Source organism: Olleya sp. ITB9 (assembly GCF_001315805.1).
In the GTDB taxonomy this organism is placed as follows: domain Bacteria; phylum Bacteroidota; class Bacteroidia; order Flavobacteriales; family Flavobacteriaceae; genus Olleya; species Olleya sediminilitoris.
On the sequence record NZ_BCBW01000002.1, the window covers coordinates 42,974 to 62,911 of the forward strand.

The 19,938-nt window shown below is 31.7% G+C and carries 19 protein-coding genes; 13 read left to right on the forward strand and 6 right to left on the reverse strand.

The genetic code is table 11. The annotated features are described in order from the left end of the window. Positions 1 to 5: 5 nt before the first annotated feature. From ITB9_RS15885 to ITB9_RS00525, 4 genes are all read right to left on the reverse strand, one after another. Positions 6 to 497: a PAAR domain-containing protein gene (locus ITB9_RS15885; RefSeq protein WP_054850690.1), complete on the reverse strand. Its 492-nt coding sequence runs from the start codon at positions 495 to 497 to the stop codon at positions 6 to 8. 12 nt (positions 498 to 509) lie between these two features. Further along, positions 510 to 2,321, reverse strand: coding sequence for a type VI secretion system Vgr family protein (locus ITB9_RS00515; protein WP_054850691.1), 1,812 nt, complete (start codon positions 2,319 to 2,321; stop codon positions 510 to 512). A gap of 187 nt (positions 2,322 to 2,508) precedes the next feature. Then, positions 2,509 to 3,489 (reverse strand): bifunctional diaminohydroxyphosphoribosylaminopyrimidine deaminase/5-amino-6-(5-phosphoribosylamino)uracil reductase RibD, encoded by a 981-nt coding sequence (ribD, locus tag ITB9_RS00520; RefSeq protein ID WP_261975529.1) that lies wholly within the window; start codon positions 3,487 to 3,489, stop codon positions 2,509 to 2,511. Between the two features lies 1 nt (position 3,490). Next, on the reverse strand, positions 3,491 to 3,946 hold the full coding sequence (locus ITB9_RS00525; RefSeq protein WP_054850692.1) for an LEA type 2 family protein: 456 nt from the start codon (positions 3,944 to 3,946) through the stop codon (positions 3,491 to 3,493). A 64-nt stretch (positions 3,947 to 4,010) separates the two neighbouring features. On the opposite strand from ITB9_RS00525, the gene ITB9_RS00530 reads away from it, so the two are divergent. The 4 genes from ITB9_RS00530 (at position 4,011) to ITB9_RS00545 (ending at position 8,225) form a co-directional block, all read left to right on the forward strand. Continuing rightward, positions 4,011 to 4,502: a GNAT family N-acetyltransferase gene (locus ITB9_RS00530; RefSeq protein ID WP_054850693.1), complete on the forward strand. Its 492-nt coding sequence runs from the start codon at positions 4,011 to 4,013 to the stop codon at positions 4,500 to 4,502. Between the two features lie 5 nt (positions 4,503 to 4,507). Further along, complete coding sequence (prmC, locus tag ITB9_RS00535) at positions 4,508 to 5,380, forward strand: peptide chain release factor N(5)-glutamine methyltransferase (RefSeq protein WP_054850694.1); 873 nt, start codon at positions 4,508 to 4,510, stop codon at positions 5,378 to 5,380. A gap of 38 nt (positions 5,381 to 5,418) precedes the next feature. Beyond that, complete coding sequence (ligA, locus tag ITB9_RS00540; RefSeq protein ID WP_054850695.1) at positions 5,419 to 7,416, forward strand: NAD-dependent DNA ligase LigA; 1,998 nt, start codon at positions 5,419 to 5,421, stop codon at positions 7,414 to 7,416. Between the two features lie 77 nt (positions 7,417 to 7,493). Continuing rightward, positions 7,494 to 8,225: a hypothetical protein gene (locus ITB9_RS00545; protein ID WP_148638291.1), complete on the forward strand. Its 732-nt coding sequence runs from the start codon at positions 7,494 to 7,496 to the stop codon at positions 8,223 to 8,225. Here the strand turns inward: ITB9_RS00545 and ITB9_RS00550 are convergent. Both ITB9_RS00550 and ITB9_RS00555 read right to left on the reverse strand, forming a co-directional pair. Continuing rightward, positions 8,222 to 9,139 carry a bifunctional UDP-sugar hydrolase/5'-nucleotidase gene (locus tag ITB9_RS00550; RefSeq protein ID WP_054850697.1) on the reverse strand — a complete coding sequence of 306 codons (918 nt, stop codon included), beginning with the start codon at positions 9,137 to 9,139 and terminating at the stop codon, positions 8,222 to 8,224. The genes ITB9_RS00545 and ITB9_RS00550 overlap by 4 nt on opposite strands. Before the next feature lie 6 nt (positions 9,140 to 9,145). Then, positions 9,146 to 9,904, reverse strand: a complete 759-nt coding sequence (locus ITB9_RS00555) for a 5'-nucleotidase C-terminal domain-containing protein (protein ID WP_028607140.1) — start codon at positions 9,902 to 9,904, stop codon at positions 9,146 to 9,148. A 72-nt stretch (positions 9,905 to 9,976) separates the two neighbouring features. On the opposite strand from ITB9_RS00555, the gene ITB9_RS00560 reads away from it, so the two are divergent. The 9 genes from ITB9_RS00560 to ITB9_RS00600 all read left to right on the forward strand — a co-directional run bounded on the left by ITB9_RS00560 (position 9,977) and on the right by ITB9_RS00600 (position 19,866). Continuing rightward, positions 9,977 to 10,498, forward strand: a complete 522-nt coding sequence (locus tag ITB9_RS00560; RefSeq protein ID WP_054850698.1) for a hypothetical protein — start codon at positions 9,977 to 9,979, stop codon at positions 10,496 to 10,498. After that, entirely contained in the window at positions 10,498 to 11,385 is an 888-nt protein-coding gene (gene dapA, locus ITB9_RS00565) for a 4-hydroxy-tetrahydrodipicolinate synthase (RefSeq protein WP_054850699.1), read from the forward strand. The genes ITB9_RS00560 and dapA overlap by 1 nt, the downstream gene beginning before the upstream one ends. Before the next feature lie 108 nt (positions 11,386 to 11,493). Then, positions 11,494 to 12,294 (forward strand): outer membrane protein assembly factor BamD, encoded by an 801-nt coding sequence (locus ITB9_RS00570; protein ID WP_054850700.1) that lies wholly within the window; start codon positions 11,494 to 11,496, stop codon positions 12,292 to 12,294. A gap of 8 nt (positions 12,295 to 12,302) precedes the next feature. Beyond that, the gene (locus tag ITB9_RS00575) at positions 12,303 to 12,632 is read left to right on the forward strand and encodes a DNA-directed RNA polymerase subunit omega (RefSeq protein WP_054850701.1); all 330 of its coding nucleotides are present in this window, start codon (positions 12,303 to 12,305) and stop codon (positions 12,630 to 12,632) included. Positions 12,633 to 12,636: 4 nt separating this feature from the next. Then, positions 12,637 to 13,848, forward strand: coding sequence for a bifunctional phosphopantothenoylcysteine decarboxylase/phosphopantothenate--cysteine ligase CoaBC (gene coaBC / locus ITB9_RS00580; protein WP_054850727.1), 1,212 nt, complete (start codon positions 12,637 to 12,639; stop codon positions 13,846 to 13,848). After that, on the forward strand, positions 13,841 to 14,728 hold the full coding sequence (locus ITB9_RS00585) for a DUF4835 family protein (RefSeq protein ID WP_054850702.1): 888 nt from the start codon (positions 13,841 to 13,843) through the stop codon (positions 14,726 to 14,728). Before coaBC ends, ITB9_RS00585 begins: the two co-directional genes overlap by 8 nt. Positions 14,729 to 14,805: 77 nt before the next feature. Next, positions 14,806 to 16,458 (forward strand): DNA repair protein RecN, encoded by a 1,653-nt coding sequence (recN, locus tag ITB9_RS00590; protein WP_054850703.1) that lies wholly within the window; start codon positions 14,806 to 14,808, stop codon positions 16,456 to 16,458. A 97-nt stretch (positions 16,459 to 16,555) separates the two neighbouring features. Then, the gene (locus ITB9_RS00595) at positions 16,556 to 17,380 is read left to right on the forward strand and encodes an enoyl-ACP reductase (protein ID WP_028291410.1); all 825 of its coding nucleotides are present in this window, start codon (positions 16,556 to 16,558) and stop codon (positions 17,378 to 17,380) included. 194 nt (positions 17,381 to 17,574) lie between these two features. Then, the gene (locus ITB9_RS00600) at positions 17,575 to 19,866 is read left to right on the forward strand and encodes a T9SS type A sorting domain-containing protein (RefSeq protein ID WP_054850704.1); all 2,292 of its coding nucleotides are present in this window, start codon (positions 17,575 to 17,577) and stop codon (positions 19,864 to 19,866) included. Positions 19,867 to 19,938 lie beyond the last annotated feature (72 nt).

Below are 19,938 nucleotides of genomic sequence, written 5' to 3' on the forward strand. Positions count from 1 at the left end.
ACGAATTAAATACTAAAGCCAAAATCATTTAAGAATCCTCTTTTGATAACTTCCTTTTTTAGCGCCTCTTGCTGTGCTATAGCCTCATTTAATTGGCTTCTGCGACCTGTTATAGACGCCATGACTTTTAGTGTAGGATTAATTGTTGGAAATGGTATTTTATGAATAGGCATTACTGATGTGGTTGGGCTAATACCTGTGCCAATTAATACGGTTGGTTCGCCTTGAGTTATTTGTCCACCATGTGCAGTTAAGCTACCTACGGTTGCTGCAGGTTTTCCGCCAATTAAAACGGTACCTTCACCCATAACTATTGTGTCTGGAGGTCCAATACACGTACATAAATCACCCATTACTGCTGCAGATTTACCACCAATTAATACTGTTGGTACACCTGGTCCAACTACTGGTCCACCGACATGAGGTGGAGGAGGAGTTCCTGGGTTTAACATTGGGCATACATGCATGCTTCCTATTGTTGCTGCTGGTCCTGGCATAATTTTTAGGGTTTAATTTATTTTTACAATTGCTCCTGAAACTTCTGTCATTGCGCTACCTGATACTTTGGTTTGTGCACTATTAACTTCTGCAGAGGCTTGACCTTCTATAATTACATTTATACCTGTTATTGTAGCGTCACTTGAGGTTTCAATAGCTACGGAAGCATCACTATTAATTGTGGTGTCTGAAGTAGATTGTAATGCCAATGCACTTTCTGAAATAATATTTGTGTCACCTTCTGATGAGGCATTAATATCGCCTTGAGCTTGAATATCAATATTTTCTTCAGCAATCATTTTAATGTTCTTGGCTTGAAACTCTATATTTTCGGCAGCAGTTATATATAATGATTTTGCTTGTGTGTCAAACGTTATGACACTACCTTCATTATCATAAATATTTATTTTTTCTTCACCATCAGTATCATTTAGCTCTATGGTGTGGCCACTTCTTGTACGTATGGCTTTTATGTCGTTATTACTGCTTTCAAATGTGCTAGCTTTATTGTTTCCGTTATATAAACTACCTAGCATGTATGGGTGTTCAGCATTTCCACCTTCAAAACCAATCAAAACTTCTTCGTTAACTTCTGGTATAAAATGAAAGCCTTTGTCTACACCAGCATGTGGTGTTACTATACGTATCCAAGGTGTCATCTCACCTGTAATGGTTTGCCAAGGGAACTGTACTCTGATTCTACCTAAACCTTCCGGATCAACATTTTCTAATACAATTGCTGTTTGTGTTTCGCTTTTAGGAAATGCACTTATATTGGTATTTGGATAAGCATCAAACTCTGCTGTAATCGCTTCAAATTCGTTTAAATAATTTCCATTTTCTGAGTTAGAGTGTGTAACGCGTGTTACTCGGTAATTATTACCTTCAATTTTTATAATGTTTCCTAATTTGACTCCTGGATTGTCACTAACACCATTAAGCATGACTTGTTTGATTTCGATAGCTTTTTTTTGTAGCTCAATACTAGTGTCTAAACGTTGTTTTGCTTGTGGATCGTTATAGTGGTTATGCCAAACTTTGGTTTCTTTATTAAAAATACTATTAGATTTATTGGTTACAAAACCATTATATCCATTAACTCCAGAGGTAATGTCTTTGGCGTCTTTTTCGTGTATTTCGTTTAGTAAATAATCGTTAGCATAATATTTATAGTTGTGCGATTGCGGTAATAGTGATAAATGGTATTCTTTTAAATCAAAACCATAGATTAGTTCAAGCTCGTTGGTTTCTGGTGCACCAAAAATAAGTTGAGATCCATTATAATAAAACCATTCTGAGTGCTGTGCAGCAAGTCTGCTTATATAATTATAAGCACTTTCGTTATGTTGTACAGTATAATGTATAGATACGTTGTTTTGTGGTTGTACTACAACTTCTAATTGCGATTGATCATAATCTATTAACGTATTTTGTATAATTTCAGAAAGCTGTTTGTCACTGTGTGAGGCATAATGTGGGCCATCATCTGTTATAAAAGTAGGACTTTGTGCTACTACTTGTATAGTATCACCAGTACTAGTTTCATGACCTTTAATAGTTTTTACCTGTGTGACTATACCTTTAAATTCTAATTGTTGGTAATTGTCAATATCGTCTATTGGTGCTATTTGGATAGAAATAGTTTCGCCTAGATAGTTTTTAGTCGTTTCGCCTAAAGTCATTTCTAAATCTTCAAGTACATCCATTCTAAAATGTAAGACTAGATAATGGTGTGCATCAATTTGCTGATTAAGTGTTAGTTTTTTAAAAGCTGTAATTTCTTGACCATTTATAAAAATGGTAGTATTGCTTTGTAAAGCCATGATTTGGTTGTTGTTTGGCTGAATTTTAAACTATTTTTTAACAGTTTAAACATCAAGCTATTGTAAAAAAAACGATACTATCAAATAGACGTTTAATTACTAATAATCTTGTTGATAGTGGCTTAAAATTAGTTTTAAAATATATATTATCATAATTTAATTAAACAAAATTTAATTAAAAATGACGTTATAAATTAGAGTAGATGAATAGTTTATCGTCTAAAACCGAATGTTTTTCGATAAGTTTCCCTTTAAAATTAGGAGCTGACACGCCTTCAGAAAATAATATATCTCCTTTAAAAATTCTTGCTTCGTCCCAAAGGTTTTTATCAATAAAAGCTTGTAACGTTTTTGATCCGCCTTCAATTATTACAGAATTGATGTTATTTTTAAATAAATAATCACAGATAGCAGTAACAGATTGCTCTTTAAAAGTTAGGGTTTCTGCTTCAGTGTTAAAAATAGTATAGTCATTAGACAATAAGTTGTTTTTGTCTAAAACGACACGTGTTGGGTTGCTTCCTGTCCAATCTCTAACCGTTAAGCTTGGATTGTCCATGATAACTGTGTTTGTACCAACTAAAATGGCTTGCTCTTCAGCTCTCCATTTATGGACTAGTTGCCTTGATATTGGATTGGTTATCCAAACGGGTTGTAATTGATCTCTGTTTTTTGGAGCTATAAAACCATCAACGGATTCTGCCCATTTTAATATGATGTAAGGTCTTTTTTTATTGTGAAATGTAAAAAAACGCTTATGATGTGCCTTACATTCAGTTTCTAATACGCCAACTTTAACATTGCGTCCAGCATCTAATAATTTTTTAATGCCTTTTCCTGCTACCTCAGGATTATCATCTACACAACCAATAACAATGTTAGGTATCTGGTGATGGATAATTAAATCGCTACAAGGTGGAGTTTTTCCATAATGACTGCAAGGTTCAAGCGTAACATAAATGGTGGCTTGTTTTAAAAGCGATTTATCTGTAACGCTGTTAATGGCATTAACTTCGGCATGATTACCTCCATATTTACTAGTATAACCTTCACCAATTATACGATTGTTAACTACAATTACACTACCAACCATTGGATTTGGACGTGTTTGTCCTAATCCGTTTTTACCAATTTGCAAAGCGCGTTGTATGTAATATTGGTCTGTCAAATTATAGTTTGATTTTTACATCCTCTGTTCGGTCCACATTGTAAGTATGTGAGAAGCCTAAAATTTTATACTTAATTTCACCAAGGTATTGTACTTTCATTTTTTTGCTAAACAAACTACCTAATAAGCTACTTAAATTTTTATTACTAAGTAAACTATCTGTTGGGATTTTGGCTTGTAGTGGTATGCTAAATTCTTTTCTAGAAGGGACTTTAAAACTTTCGCTTGTTACAGATGCAAGTTCGTTGTTGTTAACAATAACCCTAATTCCATCTGTTTTTAATTGTCCACTAATGTGATTTGGGTTTAAGAAAAAAGCATCAGCTGTTAATGTAATAAATTTAGAATTAGAGTGTGACACTTTAATGTTTTCAACTTTAATAAATTCTGGTCTTTCAGTCACTTTGCAACTTAAAAAGCAGAATAGTATTGTTAATAAAATTAGTGTTTTTCTCATGGTTCTATTTTTAGATTTACCGTATCTTTCACCTTTAAATCAAAGACAAAAATAACATTTAAAAGTGAGTAATACTACTATTGAAATAAGAGAAATCCAACCACAGGATAATCCTCAAATAGAGGCAGTTATACGTGAGGTTTTTATCGAGTATAATTTACCTTTAGTTGGTACTGCTTATGAAGATGCTGAAACCCCTAAAATGTTTCAGGCTTATGCAGATCCAAAATCTGTGTATTATGTTGTTGTCATTGATGGCAAAGTTGAAGGAGGAGGAGGTTTAAAACCTTTAAGAGGAATGGAAGAGGAGGTATTTGAAATACAAAAAATGTATTTTTCAAATCGCTTACGCGGAAAAGGCTTTGGTAAAAAGCTATTCTTAAAATGTTTAGAAAAAGGAAAGTCTTTAGGTTTTAAAAAGGCCTATTTAGAAACTATTCCTGTTTTAAAAGAAGCGATCCATATTTACGAAGCTAATGGTTTTAAGCATCTTGATGGACCTTTAGGTCGTACAGGACATTTTAGTTGTGGAATTTGGATGTCAAAAAACATATAAAGTAGATGTTGGTAAACGATTTAAAAGCGTTGTTTCATAATCAATTGGATGCCATTTATGGCAAGGATGAGGTGTTTACTTTTTTCTTTATGTTAACGGAAGCGTATAGTAATATTTCAAGATTAGATGTTGCTTTAGATATTAATTTAAGTATCACAAAAGCTGAGCAGCAGCCTTTTTTTGACGCTTTAGAGCAATTAAAAAAACAGCAACCAATACAATATATAATAGGTGAGACCGAGTTTTTTGGACTGCCTTTTAAAGTTAATTCCAATACTTTAATTCCGCGTCCAGAAACCGAAGAATTGGTACAACTGATTATAGATAGTTATATTAACAAAGCTTCAGTAAATAACGCTTCAATTTTAGATGTTGGTACAGGCAGTGGTTGTATTGCTATTAGTTTGGCCAAAAACATACCTAAAAGTACTGTTCATGCGCTTGATGTTTCCGCGAAAGCGATACAAACCGCATCAGAAAACGCAATGTTAAACCAAGTAAATGTTAACTTTTTAGAATCTAGTATTTTAGAGAATACGACTTGGGATAGTGTTTTTAAGGATTTAAAATTTGATACCATTGTATCCAACCCACCTTATGTAAGACAGCTTGAAAAACAAGCCATGTCTGCTAATGTGTTAGAAAACGAACCGCATTTAGCCTTATTTGTAGACGATGATAAACCTTTAATTTTTTATAAAGCCATTACAAATTTTGCATTACAATATTTAAAGCCTAAAGGCGAATTGTTTTTTGAAATAAATGAATATTTAGGTCGTGAAACAGTAGATTTATTAATCCATAGTGGTTTTGAAAACGTACAACTAAAACAAGATTTTTTTGGAAAAGACCGTATGGTTTTTGGAAGAAAAAAATAATACAATAAGCAGTTAACAATTGCTAATAGTCACATTATATGAGCATACAATTAAAAATAAACGCATTAAGAGAACAGTTAAGAGAACATAATTATAATTATTATGTTTTAGACAGTCCAACTATTAGCGATTATGATTTTGATATACAATTAAAAGAATTGCAAGCTTTAGAAGAGGCTCATCCAGAGTTTTTTGACGCTACATCACCAACGTTACGTGTTGGAGGTGCTGTTACAAAAAACTTTAATACAGTGGTGCATAAACACAGGATGTATAGTTTAGATAATTCGTATTCTTTAGAAGATTTAAAAGATTGGGAAACACGTATTAAAAAAATGGTGGATGGTCCAGTTGAATATGTTTGCGAGCTAAAATATGATGGAGCGTCTATTAACTTAACTTATCAAAATGGAACCTTGTTTAATGCGGTAACACGTGGAGATGGGATTCAAGGTGATGATGTTACAGCAAATATAAAAACCATTAATTCTGTGCCTTTACAATTAAAAGGAGAAGATGTGCCTGAGCAATTTGAAATTAGAGGAGAAATAGTATTGCCTTTTGATGGGTTTAATGCTATGAATGAAATACGAATTGCTAATGGAGAAGAACCTTATAAAAACCCACGTAACACAGCATCTGGTAGTTTAAAACTACAAGATAGTGCTGAGGTTGCAAAACGACCTTTAGATTGTTTATTATATGGTTTAGTTGGTGGAGCTTTTGATTATAAAACGCATTTTGAAAGCTTAGATAAAGCTCGTCAAATGGGGTTTAAAGTGCCTAATGAAGCTAAATTGTGTCAAAATATTGATCAAGTTTTTGAGTTTATTAATCATTGGGATGTTGCTAGACACGATTTACCGTATGAGACTGATGGAGTAGTGGTCAAGGTTAATAATTTACACCAGCAAGATGAGCTTGGTTTTACATCCAAAGCACCACGATGGGCTATGGCATATAAGTTTAAAGCAGAGCAGGTTAGTACTGTTTTAAATAGTATTTCCTATCAAGTTGGTCGCACAGGTGCAATTACACCTGTCGCTAATTTAGAACCTGTTGAACTTGCAGGAACAGTGGTAAAACGTGCTTCGTTACATAATGCAGATCAAATTGAAAAATTAGATATTAGAGAAGGTGATACGGTTTTTGTAGAAAAAGGAGGAGAAATTATACCAAAAATTATTGCTGTTAATTTAGCAGAAAGACCAGAACATTCAATGCCAACTAAATATATTACAGAATGTCCAGAGTGTCATACACCTTTACAAAGAGAAGTTGGAGAAGCGAAACATTTCTGTCCAAATTATAATGGTTGTAATCCTCAAATCATTGGACGTATTCAGCATTTTATTTCTAGAAAAGCAATGGATATTGATGGCTTAGGTGGAGAGACCGTTGCGCTTTTAGTTAATGCAGGATTAATTAAAAATTATGCAGATTTATACGAGTTAACCAAAGCACAAGTTTTACCTCTAGAACGCATGGCAGAGAAAAGTGCTGACAATTTAATTGCAGGTATTGAAGCTTCAAAGCAAATACCATTTGAACGTGTTTTATTTGCTTTAGGTATTAGGTTTGTTGGTGAAACTGTTGCAAAAACATTAGTTAAACATTATAAAACGATTGATGCATTGGCTTTTGCTTCGGTTTTAGATTTAGAACAAGTTAACGAGATTGGTATTAGAATAGCCGAAAGTGTTGTTGACTTTTTTGCTGATCCAGAAAACCAAGACATGATTAGTAGATTAAAATCTTATGGTTTACAATTAGAGATTTCGGCTGAAAAATTAGCAGGTCAAACCGACAAATTAAAAGGACAAGTTATAGTAGTTTCTGGTGTATTCCATTCGGTATCAAGAACTGAGCTTAAAAAACTGATAGAAGATAATGGAGGAAAGGTAAGTAGTTCAATTTCATCTAAAACTAGTTATATTGTAGCTGGAGATAATATGGGACCAAGCAAAAAAGAGAAGGCTGAGAAGCTGAAAGTAGAATTAATTTCTGAGCAGGATTTCTTACAAAAAATTCAGTAGTCGTTATATTAATCCGTTAAAAGGCGTTTATTTTCGTCTAATAACAAAATTAATGTATATTTGCTGCTCAAATCAAAATGATGAAGTTATCAAGGTTTAATGTTGTATCCATAATATTGGTTATACTTGTGCTGCTTGTTGCGGTTGGTAGAATATTTGTTTGTCCTACTTTATCAAATTATTCTTGGATAGCCATTTTTCCACTATTTGTTTATTTGTACTACAGTCATGTAAAGGACAAAAATCATTTGTTTGGCTTTTTTCTTATAGCTTTTTCAATTGCAGAGTTTTTAAAAATAGTCTTTGACACTAGTAACGCTATGGCTTACTATTTTGCAAATATCTTAGTAATTATAGCCTACATTGCATTAATAGTCTTTTTTGTTAAAGACATTAAATTGAAACCATTATTAAAAGAATTTAAAATACATATTATTGTATTGTTAGTGTTTAATGCTTACATTATATATGTATTAAATCAAATGATCATGCAAGATGAAGATATATCTGTATATTCATTAGATTTTTTAATCGAGGTAACCTATAATGTATTAATATTACTAGTATTATCATTATCGTTAATACATTATTTATATCACGAGACTAAACCTGGTTTATTCCTGTTTTTAGCTAGTGTTTGTATTGTTTTTTCAGAAATGGTTCAGGTGGCTTATTTGTTTATTTCGTCTCAACAATTACTACAAGTTATATATTCTTCACTAATGGCAGTTGGATTTTATTTTTTATACGAGTATATCAAAATAAAAAACAATCCACCATTAAGTTCACCACAAGCTTTAAGACGTTAAACAATTATTGATGTTCCTTCAGCTTTTTTAGTGTTATCAGATTCAAAATAAAAATCAATTTTACCAAGATTAATTCCGTAGCAACCAACTTGGTTTACTAATACATTTTTGCCATCAATATTTTGTGCAACTGTAGGTTTTGGTAAAAAAGTATGTGTGTGACCACCAATAATTAAGTCTATGTCTTTAGTGTTTTTGGCTAAGTTAAGATCACTTATTTTGTTTGGATTTTTCTTGTAGTTATATCCTAAGTGAGACAAGCAAATAATTAAATCGCATTGTTCATCCTTTTTAAGGATTCTTGTCATTTCTTGCGCAGTTTCAATAGGATCTAAATAGTCTGTTTCTTTGTACATAGACTTATCAACAAGACCATCTAATTGTATTCCTAACCCAAATACACCTATTTTCAAACCTTCTTTTTTAAATATTTGATAGGGCTTAACATGTGTATCCATAACAGTATTTTTAAAGTCGTAGTTTGCAGATACAAAACCAAATTTAGCATGTGGTAATTGTGCATATAAACCATCAATACCATTATCAAAATCATGATTACCAATAGTAGCTAAGTCGTATTTTAAGCGACTCATTAGTTTAAATTCTAATTCTCCTCCATAATAATTAAAGTATGGTGTACCTTGAAAAATGTCACCAGCATCAAGTAATAGGGTATTAGGGTTTTCTTTTCTAATATTTTCAATTAAAGTAGCACGCCTAGCTACACCACCTTTGTTAGCATTTCGTCCATCTTCAGGACCAAAAGCATCAATGTGACTATGCACATCGTTAGTGTGTAAAATGGTGATTTTTTTAGTATTGGCAGTTGTTGCAAAAGATTGTAATCCATAACCACCAACTGTAATTAAAGCAGTAGCTGCTGTTGCTTGTTGTATAAAGTCTCTACGTTTCATGTTTAGTTATTTAGTTTGGATAAATCTATTGTCAATTACAGGTTTGATAGTGTCTACACTTTTAAAGTAGTCTATCATAGCGTTTCTTATTTTATAATCTAAAACATAAAGACTATCATTGGTTTTAAAAAATCGCATTCGGTCACCACCATTATATAAATAGTCGTTAGTAGCAACATAATAGGTCTTATCCTTTTGGATAGGTTCATTATTTAATAAAGCTTCAGTAATAGCATAGTTTTTGTCTAAAGTTAATTGCAATCCACTAATTGGATGTGGACGCTTAGATTTACTTAAGTAGTCTGTTAGGCTATCAATTTGTTGTCCTTTTAATGCAACAACAACAATACTGTTTTCAAAAGGCATAATCTGAAAAGCAGTTCTAGTCGTTACATTTCCTTTAGATATAATAGATCGTATACCACCATGATTTAGTAAAACCATATCTATATTATGACCAGTGCGTTTGTTAAAAATTGGGTCACTTTGCGTCAATACAGCATCAGCCATTAAGTTACCAATAGCTGTGTTTAAGTCTCCATCATTTTTGCTATATGTTTCAGGTGCGTAAGACAATATAGCATTCATGTCTTTATTAACGCTTTCGCGGAAAGGTTTAATTATCGAGTCTATGCCTTTATCAATAGCAATAGAGTCCGTAATTGGGATCTGTTTTCCTTCAATTTTAGTTAAACTGAAAGTCTCTTGCTTACAGGATGCTAAAGACATAATAGCAAGCAAAAATAAAAGTGGTCTTAAATTCATATTTAAAGTTGAATAATTTAAAGTCAATATTTAGTTACAATCATTACATTTGTAACAAAGGAATAAAGATAGATGATTTTAAAAAGATTTATAGACAAATCTAATAAAAAGTATGTTAAGAAATCTGTACTAAACAGAGTAGTACAGCCTAATGACAACAAAATTAATAGCATTGGTGTACTGGTAGATAATAATGAGTTTACTGATATAGAGTGGATTAATAATTTAGCACAAAGCCTAAAAGTCAATCAAAATCAATTAAAAATTTTATCATATTTTAATCCTAAAAAAGAGGAAATTTCTGTCTTTACAAATACCTTTGCAAAAAAGGATTTGAGCTGGAATGGTCAATTTAAATCGCAAATAGCTAAGGGTTTTGTAAATACATCTTTTGATTTGTTAATTAACTTGTATCAAACCAATGATTTAGCATTGCAAGTTGCAACAGCAGCTACAAATGCAACCCTAAAAGTTGGTTTAAATAACACTAATCCAGAATTAAACGATTTAATTATTAATGTAAATATTAATGATAAATCCGTTTTCAAAACCGAATTAATAAAATACCTAAACATATTAAATAAATTAAAGTAATGAATAACCCTTTTTTAGGCACAGGAGTAGCAATTGTAACACCTTTTAATGATGACTTAACGGTCGATTACAAAGCGCTAGAAAATATTGTAGAATATAACATTACCAATGGTACAGATTACATAGTAATAAGTGGTACAACAGGTGAAAGCGTTACAGTTACCAAACAAGAAAAAAAAGATATAGTTACAGCAATAATTAAATACAATAAAGGACGTGTACCTTTAGTTTTAGGTATTGGAGGTAATAATACAGTAGCAGTTGTAGAAGAAATCGAAAATACAGATTTGTCTGCTTTCGCAGGAATTTTATCCGTTGCTCCATATTACAGTAAACCAACACAAGAAGGATTTTACCAGCATTTTAAAGCAGTAGCAGAAGCTTGTCCAGTACCAGTTATACTATATAATGTACCTGGACGTACAGCAAAAAACATGTCTCCAGAGACGACGTTGCGTTTAGCAAAAGATTTTGACAATGTTGTGGCTGTAAAAGAAGCAGGAAACAATATGGGACAATATTTAGAGTTATTAAGAGATAAACCTGAGAATTTTTCAGTTATTTCAGGAGATGACGATTTAGCTCTAGGAGTTGTTTTAGCAGGAGGAGCAGGAGTAATATCTGTAATAGGTCAAGCCTTACCAAAAGCATTTTCTACAATGATAAACCTAGGTTTAGAAGGTAAAGCAAAAGAAGCTTATGATTTGCATTTTAAAATGATGGACATTGTAAATTTAATTTTTGCTGAAAACAATCCAGCAGGAGTCAAAGCTGTGTTAAGCCAATTAAATTTATGTGCTACCACAGTTAGATTGCCATTAGTTCCTGCAACAGATCAGTTAGAAAATAGTATTGAGGCATTCCTTTCAAATTTTGATAAAAGTTAAATTATACTTAAACCTATATCAAACTTGATATCTTCAATTAATTTAGCAACTAAATTATATTTTTAAAATCCATTTAAATAGCGTATTTTTGCGCTTCGTTAAAATTTTATGAAGAATTTATTTTACATCTTAATTACATTTTTAGTTTTTACTTCTTGTAGTGATTATCAAAAGGCTTTAAAGTCTGAAGACGTTGCTGTTAAGTTTAAAATGGGAGAACAACTATATAATGAAGGAAAATTTAATAAAGCTAGTCGCTTATTTGAACAAATTTTACCAGCATATAGAGGTAAGCCTCAAGCAGAAAAATTAATGTTTTTAGATGCAGATTGCTATTTTCAAACAGGTCAAGAATACTTAGCAGGTTATAAGTTTGAGCGTTTTGCTTCATCATATCCTAAAAGTGAAAAGGTGGAAGAAGCCTATTATAAAAGCGCAATTAGTTATGCAGATTTAGCACCTGTATATTCTAAAGAACAACACGATACAAATCACGCATTAGAAAAATTACAATTATTCGCAAACCTGTATCCAACGTCAGAGCACATGCCAAAAATTAACGAATTGGTAAAAGATTTAGAATACAGACTAGAATTTAAAGCTTACAGTATTGCAAAACAATACAATCATATTTCTGACTTTAAAGCATCAATAAGTGCTTTTAATAACTTTATAGCAGATTTTCCTGGAACAACCTTACGCGAAAAAGCGTTGTTTTATAGATTTGATTCTGCTTATCAGTTAGCAATGAAAAGTGTAGAAAGTAAAAAAGAAGAAAGGTTAAATACAGCAATTACATATTATAATAGCTACAAAAAATCCAAAGGTGAATTAGAATTTTTGGAAGAAGCAGATAGTATGGCTGAAGATTTAAACGAACAATTACAACAATATAGTACCAAAAGCTAATATATATTATGGATTTAAAAAAAATCGACGCTCCGTTATCAACGACTACTTATAACAGAAATGCAATTGATGCTCCAACAAACAACATTTATGAAGCAATTTCAGTTATTTCTAGAAGAGCAGAGCAAATTAATTCTGAAATTAAAAAGGAATTAATTGAAAAGCTTGAAGAGTTTGCTACTTATAATGACAGTTTAGAAGAAATTTTTGAAAACAAAGAACAAATTGAAGTCTCTAAGTTTTACGAAAAATTACCTAAACCTCATGCTTTAGCAGTTCAAGAATGGTTAGATGACAAAATCTACCACAGAAATACAGAGCAAGATAAAAAAGACTAAAACTATGTCTATATTAAGTGGCAAAAACATACTATTAGGCGTCAGTGCTGGTATTGCTGCTTATAAGACTGCTACATTAGTCAGAGCATTCATAAAAGCAGGTGCCAACGTAAAAGTCGTTATGACACCTGCTTCTAAAGATTTTGTTACTCCGTTAACACTATCTACACTATCCAAAAACCCTGTTCATTCAACATTTACTAACGATGATGATGACAATGCTATGTGGAATAACCATGTAGAATTAGGACTTTGGGCAGATTATTTTGTTGTTGCTCCTGCAACAGCAAATACATTGTCAAAAATGGCAAATGGTACTTGTGACAATCTTTTATTAGCAACCTATTTATCGGCAAAATGTAAAGTGTATTTTGCACCAGCAATGGATTTGGATATGTATATTCATCCATCCTCAGTGCATTCTTTTGAAACACTTAAAAGCTATGGTAATGTTATGATTCCTGCTACTTCAGGAGAATTAGCTAGTGGACTTGTTGGTCAAGGTCGTATGGCAGAACCAGAAGATATTGTTTCGTTTATAGAAAAAGATATCATTAACGGTTTGCCTTTAAAAAATAAAACCGTTTTAATAACAGCAGGACCAACCTATGAAGCTATAGATCCTGTAAGATTTATTGGTAATCATTCCTCTGGAAAAATGGGGTTTGAAATTGCAAAAGCAGCAGCTAATTTAGGAGCAAATGTTGTTTTAATTTCTGGTCCAACGCATCAAACGGTTAATCATAACTTAATTAAAGTTATTCCTGTGGTAAGTGCACAACAAATGTATGATGCTGCTCACCTTCATTTTAATAAATCTGATATTGCTATATTGTCTGCTGCGGTTGCAGACTATAGACCAAAAAATATCGCTACTCAAAAAATAAAAAAGAAAACTTCAACGTTAACTTTAGAGTTAGAAAAAACAAAAGATATTTTAGCCTCATTAGGTCAAATTAAAACCAAGCAGTTTCTTGTAGGTTTTGCTTTAGAAACTAATAACGAGCTTGAGCATGCAAAATTGAAGCTTAAAAAGAAGAATTTAGATTTAATTGTTTTAAATTCGTTAAACGATAAAGGTGCAGGATTTAAGTCTGATACAAATAAAGTAACTTTAATTAATAAAGACGAAGAAGCTACTGTTTACCAGTTGAAATATAAAGCTGAAGTTGCTAAAGACCTTTTTAATACTATAATAAATACACTAAATGCGTAATTTTTTATTCTTATTTTTATTTTGTTTTAGTGTTTCAATCAACGCACAAGAGTTAAATGCTACTGTCGTTGTAAATGCACAGCAAACAGGTAATGAAAACTTACAACAATTTAAAACACTTGAAAAACAACTGAAAGAATTTATATCTAATACACAATGGACAGATATAAAGGTTAAACCTCAAGAGCGTATAGATTGTAATTTTGTAATAAATATTAGTGAGTATTCAGGTAACAACTATAAAGCAACATTGCAAATACAATCGTCAAGACCAGTTTTTGGTTCAAGTTATACAACTCCATTATATAATATTAACGATAAAAATTTTACGTTTGAGTATATCGAGTTTCAAAACCTTATATATAATGAAACACAGTATGCCTCTAATTTAATATCTGTTTTAGCTTTTCATGTTAATATGATTTTAGGTATGGATGCAGAAACCTTTAAAAAACAAGGCGGAAGTAAGTATTTTGAGCAAGCGCAAAACATTGTTAACTTTTCTCAGCAAGAAAATTACGCAGGATGGAAGTTATCAGATGGTTTGCAAAGTAGATTTGCGTTAATAGACAATTTATTATCACCAACTTTTAAAGAATTTAGAACCGTTTTATATGACTATCATAGACTTGGTTTGGATGCTATGAGTGATAATCAAAAAGAAGCTAAAAACAAAATAGCATCTAGTTTGTCTTATTTCAAGGATATGAATAGAAGACGTCCAAACTCGTATTTATTACGTGTGTTTTTTGATGCTAAAGCAGAAGAAATAGAACAAATTTTTTCTGATGGTCCAAGTGTTGATATCGCAGACTTAATAGAAACACTTAACAAAGTGGCGCCAATACATTCTTCTAAATGGAGAAATATAAAATTTTAGACTTAAATTATTTTCATTCTTAAAAAGCGAAAAACCAAAACTTTTCACTTTTTAATTTTTAACTTTTCACTTTAAGAATGCTTACAGGATTAACAATAAAAAACTACGCATTAATAGATCAACTTCAGGTTAACTTTAACGATGGTTTTACCATTATTACAGGTGAAACTGGAGCAGGAAAATCTATATTATTAGGAGGTCTTTCTTTAATTTTAGGTAAACGAGCTGATTTGTCAAGTTTACGTAACCCAGAAAATAAGTGTATTATTGAAGCTACTTTTGATATTTCAAAATATAAACTTAAAACCTTATTTAAAGAACAAGATTTAGATTACGAAACGCAGACAATAATTAGACGTGAAATTTTACCTTCAGGAAAATCTAGAGCCTTCGTAAACGATTCGCCTGTAAATTTATCTAGTCTTCAAGCATTAGGAGAACAATTAATAGATATACATTCTCAGCATGAAACCATGCAATTGGTAAATGATGCTTTTCAATTTCAAGTGATTGATGCTTTAGCAAAAACCGACACTAATTTGTTGACTTATGCAACTTACTTAAAGCAACATAAAGTTTTAAAAAAGGAATTAAAACAATTATTACAATTTCAAGCGGAAGCGACTAAAGAGCACGATTACAATTCGTTTTTATTAAACGAATTGGTAGTAGCTAACCTAAAAGAAGATGAGTTAGAAACTTTAGAAGAAGAATATGAATTATTAAGTAATGTAGAAAATATTCAGCTTAAGTTAGAGGAAGCCAATGCACTGTTAAATGAAGAACAAACAGGTGTTTTAACGTCTTTAAGAGAGGTTAAAACAGCATTGCAAAAATTAGCAACAATATCCTCTAGCTACCAAGGTATTCTTGATAGAGTAACAAGTAGTTTGATTGATTTAGACGATGTTTTAGTAGATATTGAACGATTTGAAGGAAATTTAGATGCAGACCCTAATAGGTTAGAAGTGGTTAGTGGTAAACTAACGACACTAAATAATTTGTTGCAAAAACATCTAGTAAAGACAGTAGCAGAATTAATAATTATTAGAGACAATTTATCTAAAAAAGTTGAAGCTACAGAAAATGCAGATCAAGATATTTTAGCTAAAGAAAATGAAATTGCTGCATTAGAAAAGATTTTAAATACTGAAGCCAAACAAATTACTGATAAACGTAATAAGGCTATTCCAGAGTTAAAAAAGCAATTAGAAGCAATTTTAAGTCAACTAGGCATGCCAAATGCCCAATTTGATATTAGTTTGTTAGCTTCTGATACGTATCTAAATAATGGTAAGGATAATTTAAACTTCTTGTTTTCTGCAAATAAAGGAGGTCAATTTAATATTCTTAAAAAAGCTGCCTCAGGTGGTGAGCTGTCTAGAATTATGTTAGCTATAAAATCTATTTTATCTAAATACGTCAAATTACCAACTATTATGTTTGACGAGATTGATACAGGTGTATCTGGAGAAATCTCTAATAAAATGGCTGATATAATGTCACAAATGAGTACTAAAATGCAAGTTTTTAGTATTACACATTTACCTCAAATAGCTGCAAAAGGGAATACACATTACAAAGTGTATAAAAAAGATGTTAATGAGGTAACAACTACTAATCTTATTAAGTTAAATCATGATGATCGTGTTGTCGAACTTGCACAAATGTTAGGTGGAAGTCAACTATCAGATTCGGCAATTGCACATGCCAAACAATTATTAAATTAGAGGCTTAATTTCCGCGAAAGCGAAATAAAAACATATTAAATACTATCTTTGAAAGATATTAAAATAAACTAACAACTTAACTGATAAACTATAAGTTATGTCATACAATTTATTAAAAGGAAAAAGAGGAATTATATTTGGAGCATTAGATGAAAACTCTATTGCTTGGAAAACTGCCGAACGTGTTCATGAAGAAGGAGGTACGTTTGTTTTAACCAATGCACCAGTTGCAATGCGTATGGGACAAATAAATGCTTTAGCAGAAAAAACTGGATCACAGATTATACCTGCAGATGCAACAAGTGAAGAAGATTTACAAAATCTTGTTGAAAAATCTATGGAGATTTTAGGAGGTAAAATAGATTTTGTATTACATTCTATAGGTATGTCAATTAATGTTAGAAAAGGTAAACATTATACAGATCAAAATTATGCTTGGACACAAAAAGGTACAGACGTATCAGCAATGTCTTTTCACAAAACAATGCAGACTTTATATAAACAAGATGCAATGAATGAATGGGGAAGTATCGTAGCTTTAACTTATATGGCTGCACAACGTGTCTTTCCTGATTATAACGATATGGCTGATAATAAAGCTTATTTAGAAAGTATCGCTCGTAGTTTTGGTTACTTTTTTGGAAGAGACAAAAAAGTACGTGTTAATACAATTTCACAATCACCAACGCCAACTACTGCAGGTAGTGGAGTTAAAGGTTTTGATGGGTTTATCGCTTACGCGGAAAAAATGTCGCCTTTAGGTAATGCAACAGCCTTAGATTGTGCTAACTATACCGTATCATTATTTAGTGATTTAACTAAACGTGTGACACTACAAAACTTATTCCACGATGGAGGTTTTAGTAACATGGGAGTAAGTGATGCGGTTATGAATGCATTTGTAGAAGGTCAAGATAAATAATATATTGAATATTTAGTATTTAAAAGCCTTACAGTTTTGTAAGGCTTTTTTAGTTTAATGTCTTCTGTTAATGTTATGATCCAGGTATTATAACCATTCTTTGGTGTGTTTTATCGATTTAGTAGTGTATGCATTCTATTGTTGTCAATATTTCAATACTTTTAAAAAATAATTAACTTACACTACAATTTAATATGAAGAAAAATACTTTATTATTTTTAATATTATTTTCGGCAGTTTATACTTTTGCTCAATTGCAAGTTGGTGTTGGAAATACTCAGCAAACTATTTTGCTAATAGATTCATATAATGACTATTTTTATAGTCAAGATTTAATGGTATACATTGATAGTACTACCAAAACAATGTTTGAGGACACTTCTGATAGGTTAGGTGTTGCAAAATTGACAGCATTAGAAGGTGATAATTTCTCAAACCCAATAGCATTTACGCCATCCGCAGAAGGTTCTACATGTGATACTTCAAATTATACGTTTTCTTATAATTTTAGTTCAGGTTATACAGATAGTGGTTTAGACGGTACATGTAACACAACAAATACAGGGCAGGATATATTTTTATCTTGGACTTCAACTTCTGATGCTTTAATTTGGAATGATGGAGGAGGTAGTCCAGGGGTTGTAATTCGTGATGCTTCAACAGGTAATGAAATAACTTGTGCTGCAACATTTGCTAGTGATGATTATGTTTTATCAGGTTGGACTCTAGGTCAAGATCTTATAATCCAGGTTTATGATTTTGGAGCACCAGATGTTAATCCATTGTCGTTTTGTTTAGCAGAATACAATTTACCAGCTAATCCAGATTGCGCAGAAAATGTAATGGCTACACCTAATTCAACTTGTGGTATTTTTAGCACAATACTGACTTGGGATGCTGTAGCTGAAGCCGAAGGTTATAATTTAACAGTAGGAACAACATCTGGAGGGAATGATATTCTAGATGATGTGAATGTAGGAGACGTGGTAACTTATGAAGTTGAAAATCAAACATCAAATACTACGTATTATTATACTTTAACACCATATAATATATTTGGTCCAGCTATTGATTGTGTTGAAAATACTTATACAACTATTGCTGCTATGTGTTATTGTGAATCTGTACCTTCAAGTATTGATGGTTCGGGTATTGGTAATTTACAAGTTGCCACTACAGATTTTGTCAGTGCAGGTGATGTTTCATATGAAGATTTTACTGGTGCTCCAGTTGATTTAGGTCAAGGTATATCTGCAAATGTGGTAATTACATTTATGACTAACTATGCATACGGTACAAATATTTGGATTGATTACAACGACGATTTTGTTTTTGATACTACAGAATTAATGTACACAGGTGTGTCTCCAGATGGAGATACAGGTACAGATATTTTAGATGCTTCATTTATGATGTCTGAGACAGCAACTTTAGGAATACATAGAATGCGAATAGTAACTGATTATACAAATTCAGATGCTACTGAACCATGTAATAGTTCTAGTTATGGTGTAACTATGGATGTGGATGTTAATATTGTTGATATAACTTGTGCTCCTCCAGCAGGATCAGCAACGGTAGTTGCTGATTGTGCAAACTTTGAGTTTTATATTGATGTAGATGTTACTGACTTAGGTAGTGATTCTCCTTCAATATTTGATGGTACAACTACAACACCAGTGACTACTTTAGGTGTGTATACAGTTGGTCCTTATACAGATAGTAGTACTGTAGCATTAACATTACAACATGGATCTAGTGCAGTATGTGATGTAAGTTTAGGTGATTTTACTAATTTATGTCCACCAATAAATGATGATTGTGCAAATGCAATTACAATTACACAGTTTAATAATGGTGATACCCAAGATGCAACAAATGCAACAAATAATGATGGGTTTATTATTGAAACAGGATGTGGATCTGCTAATGATGGTGTATGGTATACTTTTAAAATTGCTGATGCAGGTACAATTGATGTAGCAATATCTAATATAGTTGGATGGAATCCAGAAATTACAGTGTTATCAGGAGATTGTGGAGCGTTTACTTGTGTTGGAAACTCTGATTCAGGTTTTGTAGGTGATGGTGAATCATATTCTTTTTCTGCAACTGCAGGTACACAGTATTGGGTAAATGTAGCTCATAATAGTGGAACTATAGATAATGCTGAAGGTTCTTTTAGAATTAATGTTAATACATCAGATACTGCAACTTTACAAGATTTAAGTTTAAGTACTGAAGACTTTAGAAAAGAATCATTATTTACCTACTATCCAAACCCAGTTAGTAATAGTTTAAACTTAAAAGCTCAAAAAGAGATTTCAAATGTTAGTGTTTATAATATGTTAGGTCAAGAAGTTTACAGAAACTCACCATACAGTTTTAATAGCACTGTAGATATGGCTAATTTAGATTCAGGTGCATATTTTGTTAAAGTAACTATTAATGATACTACCGAAACAATTAAAATTATTAAGAACTAACCTTAATTTTTAATACCATTAAAAGCCACCTATATAGGTGGCTTTTTTTATATGATTAACTTACATTTGTGA

Bases quoted from the DNA above. Each gene is read 5' to 3' on its own strand.
- ITB9_RS15885 (WP_054850690.1), bottom strand. From the start codon at position 497: ATGCCAGGACCAGCAGCAACAATAGGAAGCATGCATGTATGCCCAATG.
- ITB9_RS00515 (WP_054850691.1), bottom strand. From the start codon at position 2,321: ATGGCTTTACAAAGCAATACTACCATTTTTATAAATGGTCAAGAAATT.
- ITB9_RS00525 (WP_054850692.1), bottom strand. From the start codon at position 3,946: ATGAGAAAAACACTAATTTTATTAACAATACTATTCTGCTTTTTAAGT.
- prmC (WP_054850694.1), top strand. From the start codon at position 4,508: ATGTTGGTAAACGATTTAAAAGCGTTGTTTCATAATCAATTGGATGCC.
- ligA (WP_054850695.1), top strand. From the start codon at position 5,419: ATGAGCATACAATTAAAAATAAACGCATTAAGAGAACAGTTAAGAGAA.
- ITB9_RS00545 (WP_148638291.1), top strand. From the start codon at position 7,494: ATGATGAAGTTATCAAGGTTTAATGTTGTATCCATAATATTGGTTATA.
- ITB9_RS00550 (WP_054850697.1), bottom strand. From the start codon at position 9,139: ATGAAACGTAGAGACTTTATACAACAAGCAACAGCAGCTACTGCTTTA.
- ITB9_RS00555 (WP_028607140.1), bottom strand. From the start codon at position 9,904: ATGAATTTAAGACCACTTTTATTTTTGCTTGCTATTATGTCTTTAGCA.
- ITB9_RS00560 (WP_054850698.1), top strand. From the start codon at position 9,977: ATGATTTTAAAAAGATTTATAGACAAATCTAATAAAAAGTATGTTAAG.
- dapA (WP_054850699.1), top strand. From the start codon at position 10,498: ATGAATAACCCTTTTTTAGGCACAGGAGTAGCAATTGTAACACCTTTT.
- ITB9_RS00570 (WP_054850700.1), top strand. From the start codon at position 11,494: ATGAAGAATTTATTTTACATCTTAATTACATTTTTAGTTTTTACTTCT.
- ITB9_RS00575 (WP_054850701.1), top strand. From the start codon at position 12,303: ATGGATTTAAAAAAAATCGACGCTCCGTTATCAACGACTACTTATAAC.
- coaBC (WP_054850727.1), top strand. From the start codon at position 12,637: ATGTCTATATTAAGTGGCAAAAACATACTATTAGGCGTCAGTGCTGGT.
- ITB9_RS00585 (WP_054850702.1), top strand. From the start codon at position 13,841: ATGCGTAATTTTTTATTCTTATTTTTATTTTGTTTTAGTGTTTCAATC.
- recN (WP_054850703.1), top strand. From the start codon at position 14,806: ATGCTTACAGGATTAACAATAAAAAACTACGCATTAATAGATCAACTT.
- ITB9_RS00595 (WP_028291410.1), top strand. From the start codon at position 16,556: ATGTCATACAATTTATTAAAAGGAAAAAGAGGAATTATATTTGGAGCA.
- ITB9_RS00600 (WP_054850704.1), top strand. From the start codon at position 17,575: ATGAAGAAAAATACTTTATTATTTTTAATATTATTTTCGGCAGTTTAT.